The sequence below is a fragment of the Canibacter zhoujuaniae genome (genome assembly GCF_011752015.1).
Taxonomy (GTDB): domain Bacteria; phylum Actinomycetota; class Actinomycetes; order Actinomycetales; family Microbacteriaceae; genus Canibacter; species Canibacter zhoujuaniae.
On the sequence record NZ_JAAIKA010000001.1, the window covers coordinates 546315 to 566175 of the forward strand.

A 19861-nucleotide genomic window follows, 5' to 3' on the forward strand; every position below is an offset into this window, starting at 1 on the left:
TTCTTAGCGGTGTTCTCGGTAGTTGTATCCGATGTAAATCTTGTCTACGAAATACTCGAACATCGTAACGCTGCGGGCAATGCAAGGGTGACAGCGCACCCCTCCCCGGCGTTCACGATCCGTAGCTCACCACCGTGTCCAGTGACGATTTGTTTTGCAATAGCCAGGCCGAGACCCGAACCTGGGCTGCCTGACGATGTGCTCGGGGTGCGGGCCAGGTCACCGCGCCACCCTGGTTCAGTCATGCGATCGATATGCTCCGCAGCAAGCCCCCCACAACTGTCTGTCACACATACTTCAACTGCAGCATCATTGGCGCGCACCCGCACCGACACAGTTCCCTCTGCCTCAGAGTAGGTAATCGCATTAACCAACAGGTTCTGCACCGCACGGCTGAGCAGTGATGCATCACCGAGCACCTCTGCGCTCCCCTCTACTGCTTCTGCGGAGCCGGTGAGTGTAATATGTCGCTCCTGCGTCAGCGGCCGCAAACCCATCACGAGGTCTGATACGACGTCTGCCATATCAACCGGTTCGCGTTGCATTCCCTGAATGCTCTGTTCGAGATTGGCGAGCGACATAAGATCACTCACCATGTCTGAAGTGCGTTCGGCCTGTGACAGTATTTCACGATAGTAGGCCTCTGGATCAGAAGCCATACCGTCTGACAGCGCCTCCGCCATTGCACGAATCCCTGCAATGGGCGTACGAATATCGTGTGACATCCATGCCATCATTTCACGGCGACTCTCAGTAAGTTCGCGCGCAGCACGCTCCTCAGCAAGCGCTTTTTCGTTATGCTCAAGCTGTTTCGCAACGCGGTGCGCCGCAAAAGCACCAGACACAATCGCTACGGGTGTCGCTCCTCCAAGAATCAGCAGAATCGAGGTCATCGATCCCTGAATCAGCATACGATCGACACCAACGATTAACCCAGCACCAACTGAAAGTAACGACACAAGCGGGGCAAGCAGGAGGGCGAGACGCAGTGAACGTTTCCCAACCAAGACAACTATCCCGGCAGATAGACCACCCGTGATAAGCGCAGTAACAACGACGAGCACAAGTGATTCGGTCATTAAGCTCCCTGCGTATCAAAACGATAGCCGTGTCCCCATACGGTTGTGATGCGTGATGCCTGTGCGGGGTCACGGTCGATTTTACCGCGTAGCCGACGAATATGTACGGTGACAGTTGAGGGGTCACCAAAACCCCACCCCCACACTTCGTGTAGCAGCTCGTCACGCGAGAATACCCGCCCAGGGTATGTCATAAAGAACGCGAGCAGGTCAAACTCACGAAGTGACAGCGGCACCGGTTCCCCCGCAAGCGTTGCCGTACGTGCGACAAGATTAACTTCGAGCTCACGATCCTGTAATACCGTCACCTCGGGCTGTTCTACAGGCTCGGTGCGGCGAAGCACAGACTGCACACGCAACACCAGCTCTCGAGCACTGAAAGGCTTAGTGACATAATCGTATGCACCAAGTTCAAGCCCGAGAATGCGATCCTCAGCATCACCCTTAGCAGTGAGCATAATCACCGGCACATGGATTGCAGCATCGCGCAAGCGACGTACAACATTCAGACCATCAAGCTTTGGCAGCATAAGGTCGAGCACAATCAAATCGACTGTCTCTGCGAGTTCAAGCGCGGCAAGGCCGTCACCGGCCTCGACAGCAGTCAAACCTGCCGCGTCGAGGTAGTCGGTAACGACCTTACGCACAGTTGCGTCATCGTCCACAACTAGCACTTTCGGGCGCCCGTGCGTGGCGTTGCCAGCGAGGTTATCCGAACGTGAATGCATGGGTTTTGACGCCTTTCTCAAACGTTAGAGTAAGCGTAGCATCCTCTGAATATTCAGGCAGGTCAACGAGTTTATACATTCGGTCACCGTCAATCGTGAGGGTGCCGTCTTTCACATCACCACCGGTAACGGGTTTGCCGTTCACTTTCACCTGCACATTCGCCCCCGCAGTGCCACTCATAACGAGAAACACCTCTTTGGCATGGAATCGCAAAGCTAGCTCTGCTCCATCTGCGAGTGCTCCAGAGGACTCTGCGGTAGTGTTCCACTTTCCCTTAAATGTCCACTGATCCAAGTTGAGTGAAGACGCACCTGGGTAGTCTGCCTCCCCCATCTCAAGATTACCGACGTAGTTTTGTGCACGCGCATATCCGAGATAGGTTTCAGGGGTCTGTGCACCAATCCGCTTCTTCGTGTTTTTCTCAGCGGTTACTTCGCCCGAGGTTCCCAGAAGTTTCTGAATCTCCTTTTCTGTTTCTTCATAGGCTCCCTCTCCGAAGTGGGTGTACTGAATATTGCCCTCTTGGTCAATGAGGTACTTAGCAGGCCAATACTGGTTCTGGTAGGCACGCCAGGTCTTGAATTCATTATCAAGTGCGACCGGGTATTTAATACCGGCTTCTTGCACTGCACGCTCCACATTTTCACGCACTTTTTCAAACGCGAACTCGGGGGCGTGCACACCAACAATCTCAAATCCTTTATCGTGGTACTTTTCATACCACTCGTTCAGATATGGTTGGGTGCGCACACAGTTGATACAGCTGTATGTCCAGAAATCAACCAGCACGACCTTACCTTTGAGCTTTTCTTTGCTAAGAGGATCTGAGTTAATCCACGACTCAATCTCCTGAAAATCAGGTGCTTGATTGTTTGAATTTGAAGCTGAACTAGACTTCGATTCTTCGTGCTCGTCGCTGTTTTGCATATCCAGCAGCGAGTGTTCCAGATTTGTGATAGCAGATGGCACTTTGTCAGCAGCCCAGGCTTGGAATTGTTTATCAAAGCCGGTGGCTACAAAAAGACCAACAACAATCATGAGCACGCCAATACCACGCTGGAACCAGCCCTTAGGGTTTGCAGCCCATTTCAGTTTTTCAACGAGTTTACGACCCGCCAGGGCGATCGCAAGCAATAATCCCGCCATGCCAATGCAATACATGGAAAGATAAAAGACCGCTTCAGCAGGTCTCGCCGGGAGGACTGTTGCGATCACCCATGCGTAGGTTGGGCTACAGCTTGAGAACACCGGACCAAGCGCAGCCCCGATACCGACTGCTTGCAGCACACTACTCTTTTGTTCCTGCGCTCCATGTAACAACTTATGACTTTTGTTGGTGAGCGCAAAACGTGCCGAAACACGCGCCCAGAGTTGCGGAAACAGGATCGTAAGCCCCAGGAGTATCACAAGAACGCCTGATCCGATCGTCCATACACGCGGATCAATATTGATCAGCGCAGTGCTCGCTTTGAGAAGCAGTGTGAATAGCACCAACGAGACCACCAGAGACCCGGTGATAATAAACGGCCGACGGCGATCCTCATTCTGCCCGAGACTGCCTCCGACAATCACGGGCAAGAACGGGAGCACACAGGGCGCAAGCACACTGAGTGCGCCTGCTAGAAGTGAGATAAGTGCTGTGAGGAGCATAGGTTAGTTGTTGCTATCTTCCGACATCTTGTCATCGGTCATTTTGTCGTCAGACATCTTGTCATCACTCATCTTGTCATCAGACATCTTGTCATCACTCATCTTGTCGTCAGACATCTTGTCATCGCTCATCTTGTCATCTGACATCTTGTCGTTTTGAACTTCCGAAGACTTTTTATCGTCTTTCATCATGGAATCGCCCTGCTGCCCGCAAGCAGTCAGACCAACAAGAGCGAACGGAAGGATGGCCAGTGCAATAATTTGTTTTTTCTTCATGTCATAAGTCTGACAGGGGAATATGGCATCTTTTAGGGTGAAATCCTTACGAAATTATGACGTGTGCACCCGTCAAGAATTGGGAATATCGACAGCCAGGCCTAATTGCTGCAAACAAAATGGGAACCGATTCTCACCGGTTCCCATGAAGCAGCACTAGGAAAGTACTAATTAAGTATTTGCTTGCTGCTAGTCAAACTGCGCAAGCTGTCTTTCCAACTTTCGACGTTTACGATTCAGCTTCCACAAAGGAAACAAGCTGGCTGCAACATTCTTTCCAACCTCCTCCACACTCGGAAGATTATGTTGAGCTAACTCGACATTGATTTCTTCTACCGCAACGCCCTCAGCCTTTAACCGCTCAATAGTCTCTTGCGCGCGAAGATTTCCCTCCGTTTGACTTGGAAGAGCTGCAAGCTGCGCCTCAATATCATGCAAGCAAGCCAATAACTCATCTTTCGATCGTCTAGATCCAAACATCAAGACCTACCTCCCAAGCACACACCGTAAAGCAGCATAACCGCGCCCAGCGTCGTAATGCGCATGCGAACAGACATTCTATTTCCCCTAATTTAAGACCAAAAGAGCTAAAGACGGGGGTCAAAAGCCCTTACACTGTGCACTGTAAACCTAAGAGTGTGTGCTTTCTCAGATTAGATCACCCCGACGCAACTTTTGCCACAAAAGTCATGTTTCACAACGTGTCGTCAGCAATATCACAGGATTAGAACTCGATATTTCGCTGCCCATTAGGTCCTATGAATTCGAATACGTTCAGCTTAAATCCCGTTTCACCTCCACTTAGAAAAAATTTTGACTGATAACATACGCAGGATAAAGTTAGTGTCATGCACATCAGATTTAAAAGGCTATTTTCAGGAGCCAGCGCTCTGGCTCTTGTTATGGGCGGCAGCATCCTCCTAGGCACAACCGCGGCAACAGCGCTTGAAACTTCAGACCTGCCTGTTTACACGCCAGAGCAACCGCAGTTTACTCGCGAACAAATTAACCCCGAGTTCCGCAGCGAATACCACTATGCGCCAGTTTTCCAACCCGTGGAAAACCAGTGCTCAAACGTGCTGCAGGGTCATTGGGCGCGTGTGACCTGCTGGACAGATGACGGCGATAACCTAATCGTGCGTGTCGAGTTCCTGCACCGCAGAGGAGCTGTTGGCGCATACATTAAGGAAGACACCGCAACTCAAAATGACGGCGGAGAAAACCGCCGTTTTGACGGTCGAATTAAAAAGTTCTATCCGATTCCTGCAGAAAACCGCACCGCAGATGGGCGCCCCTATCTAATCTTCAGCATGAAGTACTGGGAGTCAGAAGATTTCTACATTGAAGCTGTAGACAACCTCGGTAAAACTTACGCCGACTACCTTGTACGGGTCACCCAAAATGTAAACCGTGAATCGGATGCGGATCCTGTTGTTGCACGTCAAGCTGTAACCTACGACAAGTCTTTCTACAAGCTTTCCCAGCCTCTGCGTTTCGAAAAATATGAGGTTGTTGACGGGCAGCTTAAAGCTGTGTACTCGATGATTAATGCCGATCCTGCGCAGGCAGATTTGCTGGATAAGATCGAGATTTGGCCGGTTTCAGCAGAGACATACACTTGGCGGCCTGAAAACACTGACGGTCTGTGGCGTCCATACGTTGAGGTTCCAACTCGTCCCTTGGGTTGTGATGCCCGCAATTTGGATGTTCCACGCGTCTCAAAAATTGCTGCTGCTGAAGCACCTGGGCTTGAGATTCTTACATACTCTAAAGACTCTGCTGAGTATCCCCTCGTGCGCGATGGTGCAAAAACATCCATCTACGTTGATGTGAAACCAGGTTGGGAGCGTCTGCAGTACGAAACCTGGTCTATTGGTTGCTCTAACTCTTTTGGGCGGCCAGGTCAGATTCGCCCATATCAGGGGCAGGTGACAATGCCGGAGGTGTCACTGCTTAGCGTCACCAAGGATCTTGGTCCGGAGGCTGCTGCCGCTGTAGCCAAAACGCAAGAATTTGGTGGAACGGTTTCATACCCGGCTGGCACCTACACCCAACAGTTTGCAAACACAACAGGTTGGCAGGGTCTTGACTGGTCTGGACGCCGTGCTTACTCATACGAAGGCGCAAGCTATGATTGGGCGACGACCGGGGGCGGCACCTGGAATGCTCCTATCATGCCTGCTGAAGCGACTGTGACCGTAACGGAGAATGCCGTTGCAAAGCCAAAGTTTGCGACTTGGGAAAGTGCCGTGCCAGACGCACAGCCACTGGTAGCAACATCGGCCGCACTTGCGGTTAATCACGCTGGTGCAGCAAGAACGGCTCAGAATACTGCGAATACATTTGGGGATCTTCCAAACTGTGCACCTGGAACTCCAGCACTGCCACAGGCAGGCTGGGAGACCGGCAATCACCCAGACACCGCGCTTTACACAAATGCGCGTGTCGGTAATGAGATAACGTGGCAGGGCTGTGTTCCTACACCTCCGAAGCCGCCTGTAGTAGATGAGTGTGGCCCTGATAATGCTGCCTACACGCTGCCGGAGAATACTGAGGATCTTACCTGGGAACTGAGCGATGACGGCTCGATAACCGCTACCGTTGCAGCAGGTAAATCATTTGCAGACGGCACAACACGCATTGTTTACGAAGCTCCGGTTGATTCAAATGTGAGCTGTGATGATGATTCTGTAACACCACCAGATGATTCAACAACGTCACCAGAACCTCCGGCAACACCACAGGATCCACCAGCAACACCAGAGAAGCCCACAACTCCGGAAAACTCGAAGGCCCCTGTCAAAGTAAAAGCGAAAAAAACTTTGGCTGAAACCGGTTCTTCAAACACCGCAATCCTGTGGACGAGCGTGCTACTTCTGGGATCGGGCTTAGCAATGATAACCGTTAAGCGTCGCAGTAACTAACTGTCGTTACTGGTTATTCCTTCTGCCACGGCACCCCTAATTGGGGCTGCCGACGAAATCAAAACCCGCTGAATACTCTGCAAAAACACAGCTAATTGGTCTTTATAGATTAAGTAGCAGGGCAGGGTACTCAGCGGGTTTTTGAATTAAAAACAGCCACTTTTGCGCTGCTAAGGCCTGTGCCTGTTAGCCGAATAAATAACCAATAATTAACTATTGATGGTTGCTTAGCGTTGCGGTAGGCTTGCTCAGGATACTCAGAACCCCTGCCACTACCCCACAACAAGAAGGTGCAGTTTGCCAAGCCCCAACCCAGGTTTGCTACCGCTAAACAACCGTCCCCTTAAAGCAATCGTCTCGCTGCTGCTGACACTCTTTCTGGCAGCTGGTTTTATGTTTGCAACAACCACAGCCTATGCGGCTGAGCCTGACTGGGGCATTCCCGAAAACCAAGCTGGGTTGCCGCTCAATAATGCGGCACCTCTCACCAAATTCGATGACGGTCAGAACCACGTCGCCGAAGTGTGCCCAGTTGAGCTGCGTGAAATTCTGCAAGACCGTGATGGTAATGACATTAAGTTCACAACCGATGATGGACGTATCGTAAACGCAAGCTGGACGTTCTGCAATGTTCGACAGGCCTATATCGACGCAAAACAAGCAGCAACCGGGCGCATGCAAGCTGCTCTAACATCACCCGTTTACGATAGTTTCTTTTTCATCAACGGGTATTCCCCATCCAGACTTGCGGATCTCGAACTAATCTCTATGTATTTCCGCGAAAATCAACAGACCGGAGAGATCAGTCTCGGAGTCCCCTACCCGGGAACTAATAGATTCACGCCGCAGTTCTCAGGTTTTGCCCCGGGTGACACCCTGTATCGTTCAGTAAACATCCGTGTCAATCACATGAGGTCAGCCTACGAAGAGGCGAGCACAGCACTTTTCGCCTTTGGCGCTGGCACGGTTAAAGATCCAAACACACAGACCTTTGTTGATGCTGAGTCTTTCAGTTTCATGACTGCACGCGACCTAAAGGTTGACGGTCAGCCAAGCTCCCTGTTTGATACCCGTGATTCACAGATCCTTGTGGATGCCCAGGGGCGCGAAACAGCAGTCTGGCAAAAAGTGTACTCACGAAACACAGACGGCCCAGAAGTTAAGCGGCTTTACCAGTTTACGCTCGACGTTCCGGCAGGCCAGATCACTCAAATCCAGTTCCGCAACAACTTCTCGACCAGAGGTGTCACAGCCGGAACAATCACATTACGTGAGGGTGTGCACCGTATCCCAGAGGTTGAGGTGATCTCGGTGCTTGATAAGGATTACCGTCTCGCACGCGGACTCGTAAACGCCGCAGGTGAGCCGGATGTGACGCAGCCTATCGAGCCGCGAGAACTGGCAGCAAGCTTTACGCCTCTGGATCTAAACCACCCCGAGGATCTTCCCGACAGTATCTTGGCCGCCAATATTATTGGTCGCACAGTTTGGGCGGGTGATACATTCAATGCACGTCAATTCGATGATGCGTTCCCGAACTTTGGCTTAGTTATGACTGAAAATGAGTGGATAGAACGCACAACAACGAATGCAGCCGGATATGTTGCTGTTGGCACCGATCTGAAACAAGAGCCTGTGGCTGACAACCCGGATGTTCTAAAAACTTCGAATATCGAATTTGAGTACGGGGTTAACGCCGCTGATGGGCGTGTGCAGCTGCGCAAGCATTTCTACCGCACCTTCCGGTTGATTCCAGCCCAGTTACAGGCGCAAAAAACTGATGCTGAGATCGGCGCAGCGTTGGCGGGCGCAAAATTTGAACTGTGGTCGCATGATGGCAGCATGAAGCTCATCGGTAAAACATTCACAAGTGATGAGAACGGTCAGATAACACTGTTTGACACCGCAGGTCAACCACTTAACGAAGTTATGACAGATTCCTTCATTGCTTCACTCCCGCACGCAGATGACAACGGGATCATCGAAACCGAGCGTGGCTATCTGCTTGAACCCGGCACTTATATGCTGCGCGAAGTTGAGGCGCCGCAGGGTTACCAGCTACCTGACAGTGCTGACACTCTGGTGGAGATTAGTAAGCGTGATGACAGCACGCGCTATGAAGCTGTCACAGTTGCAGTGCCAAATGTGCGAGTTCCAGCTCAGAATCTGACTCCACCACCAAATCCTGCAGAAGACCCTGTTAAACCGGTAACGCCAATCAGCCCTCAAGAGCCGAAACCCGCTCCACATAAGCTCGCAGCTACGGGAGCAGAATTAACCCCATTAGTGGTGCTCGCAGGTGCTCTTATCCTTTCTGGAGGTGCGCTACTGCGCCGAAACTATCGTCACTAGTTTTATTGAATTTGAAAGACTCTTCTGAATTCAATAGAATGGCGATGAGTGAGACGAGTTACAGCTCATCAATCTCAGGTGCAGCAGGAGTGTCAAGGCTGACGCGCCAGCAGGCAACAAATTCCAGTGCGGGAATGATTAAACCAAGGAAGGTTTACAACAAATGAAATTTACGCGTACCCTCAAAGCATTAGCCCTTGGCTCTGCGCTCACGCTAGGACTCTCAGCATGTGCCACCAACGGCGGTGCTTCGTCGAGCGGGGAATCCAACGACTCCGGCAGCACTGAGCTGACGATGCTCGTTCCAACCTACTCTGACGCTACTAAGGGCCTGTGGGAAAAAGTTATTAAGGGCTTCGAAGCGGCTAATAAAGGCGTGAAGGTCAGCCTTGAAGTTGTGTCATGGGACGACTTAGACAAAACCGTTGCAACCCGAATTCAGGGCGGCAAAGCTCCTGATATTTACAACGGCGGCGACTTTACCTCTTTTGTGAGCGAAGAGCTACTCTACCCAATTTCTGAAGTTACCAGCCCAGAAACCCTTGACGATTTCACTGATTCATTTATCGAGAATGCTTCTGTTGACGGCGTGCAGTACGGCGCTCCGCTGATCGCTTCAGCACGTGCGCTCTTTGCAAATCAGGATCTCCTCGATAAGGCTGGCATCACCGAGTGGCCAAAGACTTGGGACGACCTAAAAGCTGCAGCTCTCAAGATTAAAGAGACCACCGGCAAGTCTGGCTACGGCTTGCCACTCGGGTCTGAAGAAGCTCAGGCTGAAGCTGCGATCTGGTTCTATGGCGCCGGAGGCGGTTATGGTGATGCTTCTAAGCTGACCATCGACTCAGCAAAGAATATCGAAGCAGCACAGTACATTAAAGGCCTCTACGATGCTGGGGCCACCCAGCCTGATCCACAGGCCTCACAGCGTACCCCACTGCTGGATGTCTTTGTCCAGGGCGAAATTGGTTTCCAGATTGGTCTGCCTCCAACGGTTAAGCAGATTAAAGAGACCAACCCAGACCTGAACTACACAGTCGGATCTATCCCAACCAAGGACGGCTCTCCGTTCACCCTAGGTGTTGCCGACCACCTTGTAGCGTTTAACACTGGCGGCGAAGAAAAGAAAGAAGCGATCAAGGCTTTCTTCGATTACTTCTACTCAACCGATGTTTACACCGACTGGGTAACCACTGAAAACTTCCTGCCAACAACAGATTCTGGCAACGAAAAGATGAGCTCAAACGAAGACATTAAAGCCTTCCTCGAGCTGCTCCCAGACGCAAACTTCTACCCATCTGCAAATCCGCACTGGCAGGATGCTGCTGTTTCGATGAAGCAGAACTTTGGCCTCGTCATCACTCAAGACCCTGCTGACGTGCTGAAGAAAATTCAGTCGGAAGCTGACGCTGGTTAATAACAGCTAAGGTTACTGAAACTATCAGAAGTGGCCGTGCCTGCTTGTACGGGCACGGCCACTTCTCTTATTTCTGCTACGTGATTTAAACCTTTTCCGATCCCGTCGAACTGAACCGAATTATGACTTCTAAACAACAGGTCTCCCACAGCGGTGTGGCTCTAAGACCGCGCGGCACTAGGCTGAGTGATTCAGTCCGGGCTTTACCCTGGATTGGCCCAGCTACGCTTCTAATTTTCTTAGTAGTGATCTTCCCGGCTGGGTTGATGTTCTTCAACTCCACAAGGAAGATCTCCCGCTCAGGTATTGATAAAGGCTCTGTGGGTTTCGAAAACTACACAACCCTATTTGAGAATCCGGCACTCCCCGGTGTTATTCTGCGCACGCTCATTTGGGTTGTCGTGGTTGTGGCCGTCACAGTTGTGCTGTCGTTAGCAATCGCACAACTTTTAAACAAAGCTTTTCCGGGGCGTCGCATAGTGCGCATGATAGTTGTAATTCCGTGGGCTGCGTCAGTGGTTATGACCACAATGGTTGTGTACTACGGTCTCGAGCCGTTCATCGGTATTTTCAATAAGTTTTTTGTAGATACAGGCATTATTTCCGAGCCTTACGGTTTCACAAAAAATCCCACCTCAGCTTTTATCGCTGCAATTGTTGTAGCAATTTTCGTCTCACTGCCGTTCACTACCTACACCCTTCTTTCTGGCTTAGCTACAGTCCCAGCTGATGTAATTGAGGCCGCTCGGGTAGACGGCGCAGGACCGATCCGAACATACTTCCAAATAGTGCTGCCCCAGCTGCGCTCAGCGTTAGCGGTGGCCGTGCTAATTAACGGTATTAACGTATTTAACAGTCTTCCAATTTTGCGAGTTATGGCCGGCGCAATGCCCGGTAACGAGGCTGACACAGTGATGACTTTGATCTTTAAATACATAGATCGCGGTCAGTATCACATCTCGTCAGCGCTTTCGGTAATCGGTTTTATCATCGTCATGATTATCGTCGCAGTTTATGTCAAGGTTGTTAATCCACTGAAGCAGGGTGATTAATTTGGGCGCAAAAGTAACCACAGGTCATCGTGTGAAAAAATACACTAAACACCAACTCACGCTGTCGCAGTTGCTGCTGCGCTGCTGTGGCGGTCTGGTGTTGGCGGTGCTATTTTTAATCCCCTATGTTGTTATGTTCTTTGGCTCGGTAAAGTCAAAGCAGGAAATTCGTAGTGTCAACCCAACCTATCTGCCGCAAGAATGGCATCTAGAAAACTACATCAACATGTGGAGCACCCCCGAGACTCCGCTTGTCAATAACCTAGTCTCAACGATCGTCATTTCAGTTGGCGCAACCCTGCTTGTGCTCCTGGTTGCTCTGCCAGCGGCCTACTATACAGCCCGCGTGAATTTTCCAATGAAGAAAGTTTTCCTTTCTTTGGTGATTGTCACGCAGATGCTTCAACCCGCGGTGCTGACAGCCGGTCTGTTCCGTGAGTTTTCTTTGCTGGGCATCAATAACACTTGGCTTGCAATGATTCTGGTTAATGCCGCTTTTAACCTCTCATTTGCAACATGGATCATGCACTCTTTCTTTGCGTCGATCCCGAAAGAGATTGAAGAAGCAGCGCAGGTTGATGGAGCAAGTCAGTGGAAAACACTCACAAGGATTAACCTTCCGCTTGTCTGGCCGGGTATTGTCACCGCGACCATTTTCGCGTTCGTTGCCTGCTGGAATGAATTCGCAGCCTCACTTGTGCTTCTCAACTCCGCAGAGCTGCAGCCGCTATCAGTGGCGCTGACAAAGTTTGTTGGCCAGTATGAAACTTCTTGGCACTATGTTTTCGGTGTCTCGATTATTTCAGTTGTGCCAGTGGTAATTCTGTTCATGCTCATCGAGAAGCGCCTAATTGGTGGTCTTACTGCAGGTGCTGTGAAGTAAACCGCAGGTGTAAAGCCCCACGCCTCGCAAGATGCCGTGGGGCTTTACACTGATCTGCTCCGGTAGCTTTTACAGATGCCCGGCAGGAGGTTTTTCTACGGCGCTCTCCAGTCGCAGTAAGAACTGTTTCGCAGCCACCCCGCCGGCGTAGCGTCCGATGTTTCCGTCGGCACGCACAACTCTGTGACAGGGCACCACTATGGGAAGCGGGTTCAAAGCGCACGCTGTTCCAACAGCTCGCGCAGCTCCCGGATTGCCGAGGCACTCAGCTATCTGTCCATAACTCAACGTCTGGCCGTATTCTATTTGGGGTAAGAATCTCTGCACTGCCAGTCGAAAACCACTGCCCGACCCAAAGTCAACTGGTAGCGAGAAAGTCCGCAGCTCTCCCGCAAAATATGCTTTAAGCTGCGCTACAGCGTCTGCAAAAGTAGCCGGAAAACACTCAGCCGTTTGTCGATACTTTCGCGAATAGGCTGCGCGCAGTTCGACAAAATCTTCAGCGTCTAATCCGATACGCACAAGGTTTTCATCGTATGCGATAAGCAGCAGCTGCCCTATCGGTGATTCAACTTCACAGTAATTGAGCCGTGCCATCTCTTGCGTTATGCCTCTCAACTCAACTCAGCTCAGCAACCACCCGCTGCACAACTTTAGAGTGCCGCGGCAACCGCCAGTGACTGATACCGTCGAAGGGCACCTCTGTGCCGCGTCTAGAAAATTTAGGGTTAATAACCCGATCAGAATTTGAGTATATTGAAACAACGTTACTCGCATCGGGCGCTGTAATATTTAGATCCAGCTGCAGTGTCTCAGTGACAGCGCCAAAGAGCGCTTTCGCAAGCTGGCTGTCAGGCTCTCCGGCCCAAGGCGCTCCAATCCCAACGAGTTTCTGCACGCTGCACTGTTGCGCTACAAGCAGACCAAGCAGCCCGCCCAGTGAATAACCGACAACGTTTACCGTTTCGCCTTCCGGCATCGCTTCGCAAATATGTGCGACAGCATCGTTTAAATCCTGCGGGCCGAGTTTTGCATAAACAGGCGCGATAAATGGAATCTTAGCTTTATTGAGAGACAGCGCAAGTTTACGAAGCTCACCGGGAAATCCCATTGCACCGTGCAGAAGCACCGTCGTTGTTCCTTCTATCGCGGTTGACTGAGGCAGGGGACGATGGTTTATGGCTTTGGGTATCAGGCGCAATATGTCGGACATAGCAACTTCTCTCAGTTCAAGCGACACAGAAAAGCTTAGCGCGGAATCAGATAATCCCGCTCACGGCCGCAAAAGCAGGCACCCTACTCTTCAGAGTTTAAACGCGGTTCCACACGATATTGGGGATGGAATCCGGATTTATCCGCATAGAACGCCCGAATGCGATCCATATCAGCTGCAACATCACCGGTCATCTGAAGTGTCGGCCCCAGCCCAACCGTTCTAGTGTGACGATCAACATAGCCTAAAGTGACGGGCATACCTGTTTCCATCGCGATCCGATAAAACCCAGACTTCCAACGACTGTGCCCCTTCCGTGTGCCGTCAGGGGTGATAACCAAGCCATACACCTGCCCGGAGTTCGCCATGCGAATAATTCGGCGCACCAGGCCGGCAGCGTTTTTACGATCCACCGCGATTCCGCCAAGACCTCGCATGAGTGGCCCACGCCACCCCTTAAAGAGAGTGTCTTTGCCCAGCCATTTGACCGGAAGCCTAAGACGCCACGAAATTGCGAGCATAAACACAAAATCCCAGTTGGAAGTGTGCGGTGCACCAATCAGAATCGTTGGTTCATTTGGCGCCGGGGCCGTCCGTAATTTCCACGGACTCACCACCCAAAATAGGCGCGCGAGGAAATACCTAATCACTCCCCCAGTCTATTGCGCTGCCGCATTGCGCGCTCTGCTTCGCGCTTATCCTGTTTTTCACGGAGTGTCTGCCGTTTATCGTACTCCCGCTTGCCTCGCGCGAGCGCTATCTCCACCTTCACTCGCCCGTCCAGGAAGTAAATCTTGAGCGGCACAATCGTCACTCCGCCGTCACGAGTCTTCGAAAATAGTTTGTCAATCTGCTGCCTGTGCAGCAGTAACTTGCGTTTGCGGCGCGGTGCATGGTTTGTCCATGTGCCGTTAATGTATTCAGGAATATACGCGTGTTCGAGCCACGCCTCACCAGCTTCAATAAAGCAGAACGCCTCGTTGAGAGATGCGCGACCCTCTCGCAGCGACTTCACCTCGCTGCCTGTCAGCACAACACCCGCCTCATATGTGTCGAGAATGTGATAGTCATGCCGAGCTCGCTTATTTGAGGCGATGAGCTGCTCGCCGTTAGCCTGCTTTGACATTTAAACCCTCAAATATCTTGTAATCGCGACTTTGGCGGCTGCGGCAGACAGAATAATACCAACCACCAATAGAATCGGTGGCACTATGAAAGCCTGTTCAAGACTGATGTAGCTTGTGAACGGCACCTGAGTCACGAGGAAGTCTTGCACAAAGAACTTCACTATTCCGAGAGTTGCTGCGCCGGCAAGCACCGCTCCGATAACCGCAGCAAAAACCCCCTCAAGAATAAACGGGGTTTGAATAAAGCGGTTAGAAGCACCCACCAAACGCATGATGCCAATTTCACGCCTGCGGCTAAAGGCTGACAGTCGGATCGTGGTTGAGATCAACAGCACAGCCGCAACCAACATTAGACCCGCGATCGCAACAGCTGAGTAGCTTGCAACACCCAGGAACAAAAATATGCGGTCAAGGAGACTCCGCTGATCAGAAACACTCTGCACACCAGGAATCCCGGAGAAAGTTTCTACCAGAATTTCAGACTGTGAAGGATTCTTTAGTTTCACCCAATACGTTTGGTTTAACTGTTCCGGGCGGGTTATCTCTACGATCGGATTGCCCTTAAACTGCTTCACAAACTCTTCGTATGCGGCATTGTGATCGACAAAGAAATAGTCTTCAACATACGGCGCAAGACTGTCAGACTCGAGCGCATTTGTAACCGCCGCAAGCTGCTCTTCGTTCGCATCGGCGCCAGCACAGGTTGCAGATTCATCAAAGTCGGTGCACATATAGATTGCGACCTGCGCCCGGTCATACCAGAAGGTTTTCATCTGCTGCACCTGCAGCTGCATCAAAATTGCCGCCCCCACGAAGGTGAGCGATACGAAGGTCACCAAAATGACAGACACAACAACTGAGATGTTGCGGCGCAAGCCACGAAACACTTCGCCCATAACAAAAGAGAATCTCATCGGACCGGCCCCACCTCGTCGTCGTTGTTTCGCTGCGCAAGCCCCAGACGCTCTGCAACTCCGGGTTCAATCACCGGCTCAACCGGCTCCACAGGCGGTGTTGGCGGTGTTGGCTCTGCGCTGACAGCGTCAATTACTGCTGGCTCGGGTTCGGTTATCTCAGGCGCAACCGGCTGCGCTACTGGTGCCTGCTCGGAAACAGCTGGCGGGGCAAGCTGAACGGTTTCTACTGCAGCTGTCTGCGGCGCCACACGCAGACCAGCTTTGCGCAGATCCTCGATCGGAATAGAGGCGGTTTCGCCGTATCCGCCGCCCTGCTCATCACGCACAACGACCCCGTTGGCCAGCTCTATAACACGCTGTTTCATGATGTCCACGAAGGTCGCTTCGTGAGTTGCCATAACGACTGTTGTTCCTGCGGCGTTAATCGCCTGCAGCAACTGCATAATACCGAGGCTGGTTGCCGGATCAAGGTTTCCGGTTGGCTCATCAGCGAGGAGGATCGCGGGCTTATTCACAATTGCGCGCGCAATCGCAACACGCTGCTGCTCACCACCAGACAGCTCATGCGGGTAGCGCTTACCCTTACCGCCTAGGCCCACCATTTCAAGCACATCGGGAACAGCCTCTTGGATGTAGCCCCGCGACTTTCCAATCACCTGCAGCGAGAACGCAACGTTTTCGTAAACGCTCTTATTTTGAAGCAGGCGAAAATCCTGAAATACAGTGCCGAGATTGCGTCTAAAAAAAGGCACTTTCCGGGTCGAGATCTTGTTCAGATCATGCCCGAGCACGTGCACCTTACCTTCGCTTGCACGCGACTCTCGCAGTATTAGCTGCAAGCAGCTCGATTTGCCCGAGCCGGAGGCACCCACGATGAACACAAACTCGCCGCGGTCTACCTGCAGAGACACACTATCGAGCGCTGGGCTACTGTTGCCGCGGTAGCGCTTAGTGACATTATCGAAAGTAATCATGGTCTCTTAACGTTACGCGGAGGGTCGGCAGATTAAGCCTCGGCACGCCCAGAACCTACTGATTCTCAGGAATTTGCTTGCATCGAACGCCATCTAATACCGGCTGCAATAAAACCGTCAAGGTCACCGTTAAACACAGCATCGGGCTGCGAAGACTCGTATCCGGTGCGCAGATCTTTGACCAGCTGCTGACCGTACAAGAAATAGGAGCGAATCTGGTCTCCCCAGCTAGCTGTCACAGAGCCAGCAAGCTCTTTCTTTTTTGCTGCCTCTTCTTCCCGCTGCAGCAGCAACAGGCGGTTCTGCAGCACTCGCATTGCAGCGGCGCGGTTCTGAATCTGCGACTTTTCATTCTGCATCGAAACCACTATGCCGGTTGGCAGGTGCGTGATCCGCACAGCAGAGTCGGTTGTGTTAACCGACTGCCCGCCGGGGCCTGAGGAGCGAAAAACATCCACCCGGATATCGCTCTCAGGAACCTCAACTGCTGTCGCTTCCTCCATAAGCGGAATAACCTCCACGCCAGCAAAGCTGGTTTGGCGTTTGTCCGCCGATCCGAAAGGACTAATACGCGCCAATCGGTGAGTGCCCGCTTCAACGGACAGTGTTCCGAAAGCATAGGGGGCGTCCACTTCGAAAGTTGCTGACTTAATGCCCGCCCCTTCGGCGTAACTGGTGTCCAGCACTTTTGTCTGGTATCCGTGCTGCTCAGCCCAGCGTAAATACATGCGCAGCATCATCTCGGCAAAATCCGTTGCATCATCGCCACCAACACCGGAGCGGATCGTGACCACTGCCGGATATTCATCGTATTCGCCAGAGAGCAGCGTCTGCACCTCAAGGTCAGCAATTACTGTCTCAATAGCTTTAAGTTCAGCCTCCGCCTCTTTTGCAAGCGCTGCCGCTTCTGTTGTGTTGCTCTCATCGGCCAGTTCGAGCAGCACCTCAAGATCGTCAAGACGGCTCTCAAGCTGCCGGAGCTTATCGAGTTTGGTTTTTGTATAGGAGAGCTGGCTGGTTACCTGTTGCGCCGCCTCTGGATCATCCCAGAGGTCTGGCGCGGCGGCCTGCTGTTCGAGATCAGCAATCTGTGATGCGAGCGCTCCCATATCAGAAACCGATGCAATGTCGGCGAAGGTTTGTCGTGCCGCTCTAATACGGGCGCTAAATTCAAAATCAGCCATACTGTCTATTAGTGTAGCTGAGGGCAACTGGGTCACCACGCAAAAGTATCTAACGACTAAAAACGTTTGTGTTTTTGCGTTTTAAATTCGGAATAAGTGGAATTTCCCAGAAACATATGTCAGAATCGGAGTGTGAACACCAAGCAAGCCCCCACCTTAGATGGGATTTCAAAGCAGATTATCGAGCAACTGCAGCTCGATGGTCGCAAAAGCTATGCTGAAATCGCTAAGGTTGTGGGACTTAGCGAGGCTGCCGTGCGTCAGCGCGTGCAGAAGCTCACAGACTCCGGAATCGCGCAGATAGTTGGAGTGACAGATCCTATGCGACTGGGCTTTAATCGTTTGGCGATGATCGGGGTGCGCGTCTCGGGCGACATTAGAACTGTCGCTGAGACACTCGCAGACATGCCAGAAGTCTCCTACCTCGTAATGGTGGCGGGCGGCTTTGACATCATGATTGAAGTGGTCTGCGAGGACGACAACGACCTCATTGAAGTGCTGAACGGCAAAATCCGTGCAGTCGAGGGCGTTGCTGAGACAGAAACATTTATGTATCTGGCAATTAAGAAACAGAAATACGACTGGGGAACACGATAACCATGTCTTTTGATCCAAACGCAGCAGTAAACGTAGCTGCCCTACAGGAGAGTGCTGGCAAACATCTCTGGCCACACTTCACCTCACGCAAGGTGCTGAACGACGGCATCCCGGTAATCACCCGCGGTGAGGGACACCACATCTACGACGCTGCCGGCAAGCAGTACATTGACGGCCTAGCAGGTCTGTTCGTTGTGAATGCTGGCCACGGCCGTGATCGCATCGTTGAAGCAGCAGCGAAGCAGATGAAGGCACTTGACTACATGCCACTCTGGTCATACGCACACCCTGCAGCAATTGAGCTTGCAGAGCGTCTGGCTGGCTACGCACCAGGTGATCTCAACCGCGTCTTCTTCACCACCGGCGGTGGCGAAGCCGTTGAGACTGCCTTCAAGCTTGCCAAGCACTACTTCAAGCTGCAGGGTAAGCCAATGAAGCATAAGGTGATCTCACGTTCGGTTGCCTACCACGGCACCCCACAGGGCGCACTTGCTATCACCGGTATTCCAGATATGAAGAAGTTCTACGAGCCGCTGACTCCGGGTGGTCACCGTGCACCGAACACCAACTTCTACCGCGCCGCTGAAATGGGTGCTCCAAGTGAAAACATCGAAGAGTTCGGTGAGTGGGCTGCAAACCGTATCGCTGAAGCGATTGAGTTTGAGGGCCCTGAGACAGTTGCTGCTGTCTTCCTGGAGCCGGTACAGAACTCAGGTGGCTGCTTCCCACCACCACCGGGATACTTCAAGCGTGTCCGTGAAATCTGCGATCAGTACGATGTGCTGCTCGTCAGTGACGAGGTAATCTGTGCTTACGGCCGCATCGGTGACTTCTTCGCATGTAATGCACTGGGATACACCCCAGACATCATTACCAGCGCGAAGGGCATCACCTCAGGTTATGCACCACTCGGTGCAGTAATCGTGAGCGATCGTATCTACGAACCGTTCAACAACACTGACAACACCTTCTACCACGGCTTCACTTTTGCTGGTCACCCAGTATCGTGTGCTGCGGCGCTCGAAAACCTCGACATTTTTGAGGAAGAGAAGCTTAACGAGCGCGTTGTTGAGAACAGCCCACTGTTCCGCAAGGAGCTTGAGAAGCTGCTCGACATCGATATCGTTGGTGACGTGCGCGGTGAGGGCTACTTCTTTGGTATCGAGCTTGTGAAAGACAAGACCACCAAGGAAACCTTTAACGAGGAAGAGTCAAACCGCTTGCTGCGTGACTACCTGTCACCGCACCTGTGGGATGCCGGCCTCTACTGCCGTGCTGACGACCGTGGAGACCCGGTAATCCAGCTCGCACCACCGCTAACTATCGGCCCAGCAGAGTTCGAAGAAATCGGCGGCATCCTGCGTTCAGTTCTGAAGGACGCATCGAAGCAGCTCTAAGCTCTAGCTAGTTAATTAATAGTTAGCGTTTCAGTGCCTCGGGAAGAATCTTCTTCCCGAGGCACTTTCGTTTAAACCTGCCCAGAAGCT

The 19861-nt window shown here is 51.9% G+C and carries 19 protein-coding genes; 7 read left to right on the forward strand and 12 right to left on the reverse strand.

The window, feature by feature from the left end; translation table 11 throughout:
* Window positions 1-44: 44 nt before the first annotated feature.
* From HCQ99_RS02580 to HCQ99_RS02600, 5 genes are all read right to left on the reverse strand, one after another.
* Window positions 45-1079: a sensor histidine kinase gene (locus HCQ99_RS02580; RefSeq protein WP_166985297.1), complete on the reverse strand. Its 1035-nt coding sequence runs from the start codon at window positions 1077-1079 to the stop codon at window positions 45-47.
* Complete coding sequence (locus HCQ99_RS02585) at window positions 1079-1807, reverse strand: response regulator transcription factor (RefSeq protein WP_166985300.1); 729 nt, start codon at window positions 1805-1807, stop codon at window positions 1079-1081. The genes HCQ99_RS02580 and HCQ99_RS02585 overlap by 1 nt, the downstream gene beginning before the upstream one ends.
* Window positions 1788-3458, reverse strand: a complete 1671-nt coding sequence (locus HCQ99_RS02590) for a cytochrome c biogenesis protein DipZ (RefSeq protein WP_166985303.1) — start codon at window positions 3456-3458, stop codon at window positions 1788-1790. The genes HCQ99_RS02585 and HCQ99_RS02590 overlap by 20 nt, the downstream gene beginning before the upstream one ends.
* Window positions 3459-3461: 3 nt before the next feature.
* Window positions 3462-3734, reverse strand: a complete 273-nt coding sequence (locus HCQ99_RS02595; RefSeq protein ID WP_166985306.1) for a hypothetical protein — start codon at window positions 3732-3734, stop codon at window positions 3462-3464.
* A 189-nt stretch (window positions 3735-3923) separates the two neighbouring features.
* Window positions 3924-4181 (reverse strand): hypothetical protein, encoded by a 258-nt coding sequence (locus HCQ99_RS02600; RefSeq protein ID WP_166985309.1) that lies wholly within the window; start codon window positions 4179-4181, stop codon window positions 3924-3926.
* A 401-nt stretch (window positions 4182-4582) separates the two neighbouring features.
* Between HCQ99_RS02600 and HCQ99_RS02605 the strand changes: the two genes are divergently transcribed.
* The 5 genes from HCQ99_RS02605 to HCQ99_RS02625 all read left to right on the forward strand — a co-directional run bounded on the left by HCQ99_RS02605 (window position 4583) and on the right by HCQ99_RS02625 (window position 12362).
* Window positions 4583-6658, forward strand: coding sequence for a hypothetical protein (locus tag HCQ99_RS02605; protein ID WP_166985312.1), 2076 nt, complete (start codon window positions 4583-4585; stop codon window positions 6656-6658).
* A 297-nt stretch (window positions 6659-6955) separates the two neighbouring features.
* Complete coding sequence (locus HCQ99_RS02610; protein WP_166985315.1) at window positions 6956-9010, forward strand: prealbumin-like fold domain-containing protein; 2055 nt, start codon at window positions 6956-6958, stop codon at window positions 9008-9010.
* Window positions 9011-9173: 163 nt separating this feature from the next.
* Complete coding sequence (locus HCQ99_RS02615; RefSeq protein ID WP_166985318.1) at window positions 9174-10427, forward strand: ABC transporter substrate-binding protein; 1254 nt, start codon at window positions 9174-9176, stop codon at window positions 10425-10427.
* A gap of 320 nt (window positions 10428-10747) precedes the next feature.
* Entirely contained in the window at window positions 10748-11479 is a 732-nt protein-coding gene (locus tag HCQ99_RS02620) for a carbohydrate ABC transporter permease (RefSeq protein ID WP_243854475.1), read from the forward strand.
* 1 nt (window position 11480) lies between these two features.
* The gene (locus HCQ99_RS02625; RefSeq protein ID WP_243854768.1) at window positions 11481-12362 is read left to right on the forward strand and encodes a carbohydrate ABC transporter permease; all 882 of its coding nucleotides are present in this window, start codon (window positions 11481-11483) and stop codon (window positions 12360-12362) included.
* Between the two features lie 69 nt (window positions 12363-12431).
* Here HCQ99_RS02625 and HCQ99_RS02630 read toward each other — a convergent pair whose 3' ends face one another.
* The 7 genes from HCQ99_RS02630 to prfB form a co-directional block, all read right to left on the reverse strand.
* A complete protein-coding gene (locus HCQ99_RS02630; RefSeq protein WP_166985324.1) occupies window positions 12432-12959 on the reverse strand; it encodes a methylated-DNA--[protein]-cysteine S-methyltransferase in 528 nt (175 codons plus the stop codon).
* Between the two features lie 22 nt (window positions 12960-12981).
* Window positions 12982-13575 (reverse strand): hypothetical protein, encoded by a 594-nt coding sequence (locus tag HCQ99_RS02635; protein WP_166985327.1) that lies wholly within the window; start codon window positions 13573-13575, stop codon window positions 12982-12984.
* An 83-nt stretch (window positions 13576-13658) separates the two neighbouring features.
* Window positions 13659-14225: a 1-acyl-sn-glycerol-3-phosphate acyltransferase gene (locus HCQ99_RS02640; protein ID WP_166985330.1), complete on the reverse strand. Its 567-nt coding sequence runs from the start codon at window positions 14223-14225 to the stop codon at window positions 13659-13661.
* On the reverse strand, window positions 14222-14701 hold the full coding sequence (smpB, locus tag HCQ99_RS02645) for an SsrA-binding protein SmpB (RefSeq protein ID WP_166985333.1): 480 nt from the start codon (window positions 14699-14701) through the stop codon (window positions 14222-14224). The genes HCQ99_RS02640 and smpB overlap by 4 nt, the downstream gene beginning before the upstream one ends.
* Window positions 14702-15616: a permease-like cell division protein FtsX gene (gene ftsX, locus HCQ99_RS02650; RefSeq protein WP_166985336.1), complete on the reverse strand. Its 915-nt coding sequence runs from the start codon at window positions 15614-15616 to the stop codon at window positions 14702-14704.
* A complete protein-coding gene (ftsE, locus tag HCQ99_RS02655) occupies window positions 15613-16593 on the reverse strand; it encodes a cell division ATP-binding protein FtsE (protein ID WP_166985339.1) in 981 nt (326 codons plus the stop codon). Before ftsE ends, ftsX begins: the two co-directional genes overlap by 4 nt.
* Window positions 16594-16658: 65 nt before the next feature.
* Entirely contained in the window at window positions 16659-17777 is a 1119-nt protein-coding gene (prfB, locus tag HCQ99_RS02660) for a peptide chain release factor 2 (protein WP_166985342.1), read from the reverse strand.
* 132 nt (window positions 17778-17909) lie between these two features.
* Here prfB and HCQ99_RS02665 point away from each other — a divergent pair, with 132 nt between their 5' ends.
* Together HCQ99_RS02665 and HCQ99_RS02670 are read left to right on the forward strand one after the other, a co-directional pair.
* Window positions 17910-18374 carry an Lrp/AsnC family transcriptional regulator gene (locus HCQ99_RS02665; protein WP_243854473.1) on the forward strand — a complete coding sequence of 155 codons (465 nt, stop codon included), beginning with the start codon at window positions 17910-17912 and terminating at the stop codon, window positions 18372-18374.
* A 2-nt stretch (window positions 18375-18376) separates the two neighbouring features.
* A complete protein-coding gene (locus HCQ99_RS02670; RefSeq protein WP_166985345.1) occupies window positions 18377-19771 on the forward strand; it encodes an aspartate aminotransferase family protein in 1395 nt (464 codons plus the stop codon).
* The last annotated feature ends 90 nt before the right edge of the window (window positions 19772-19861 follow it).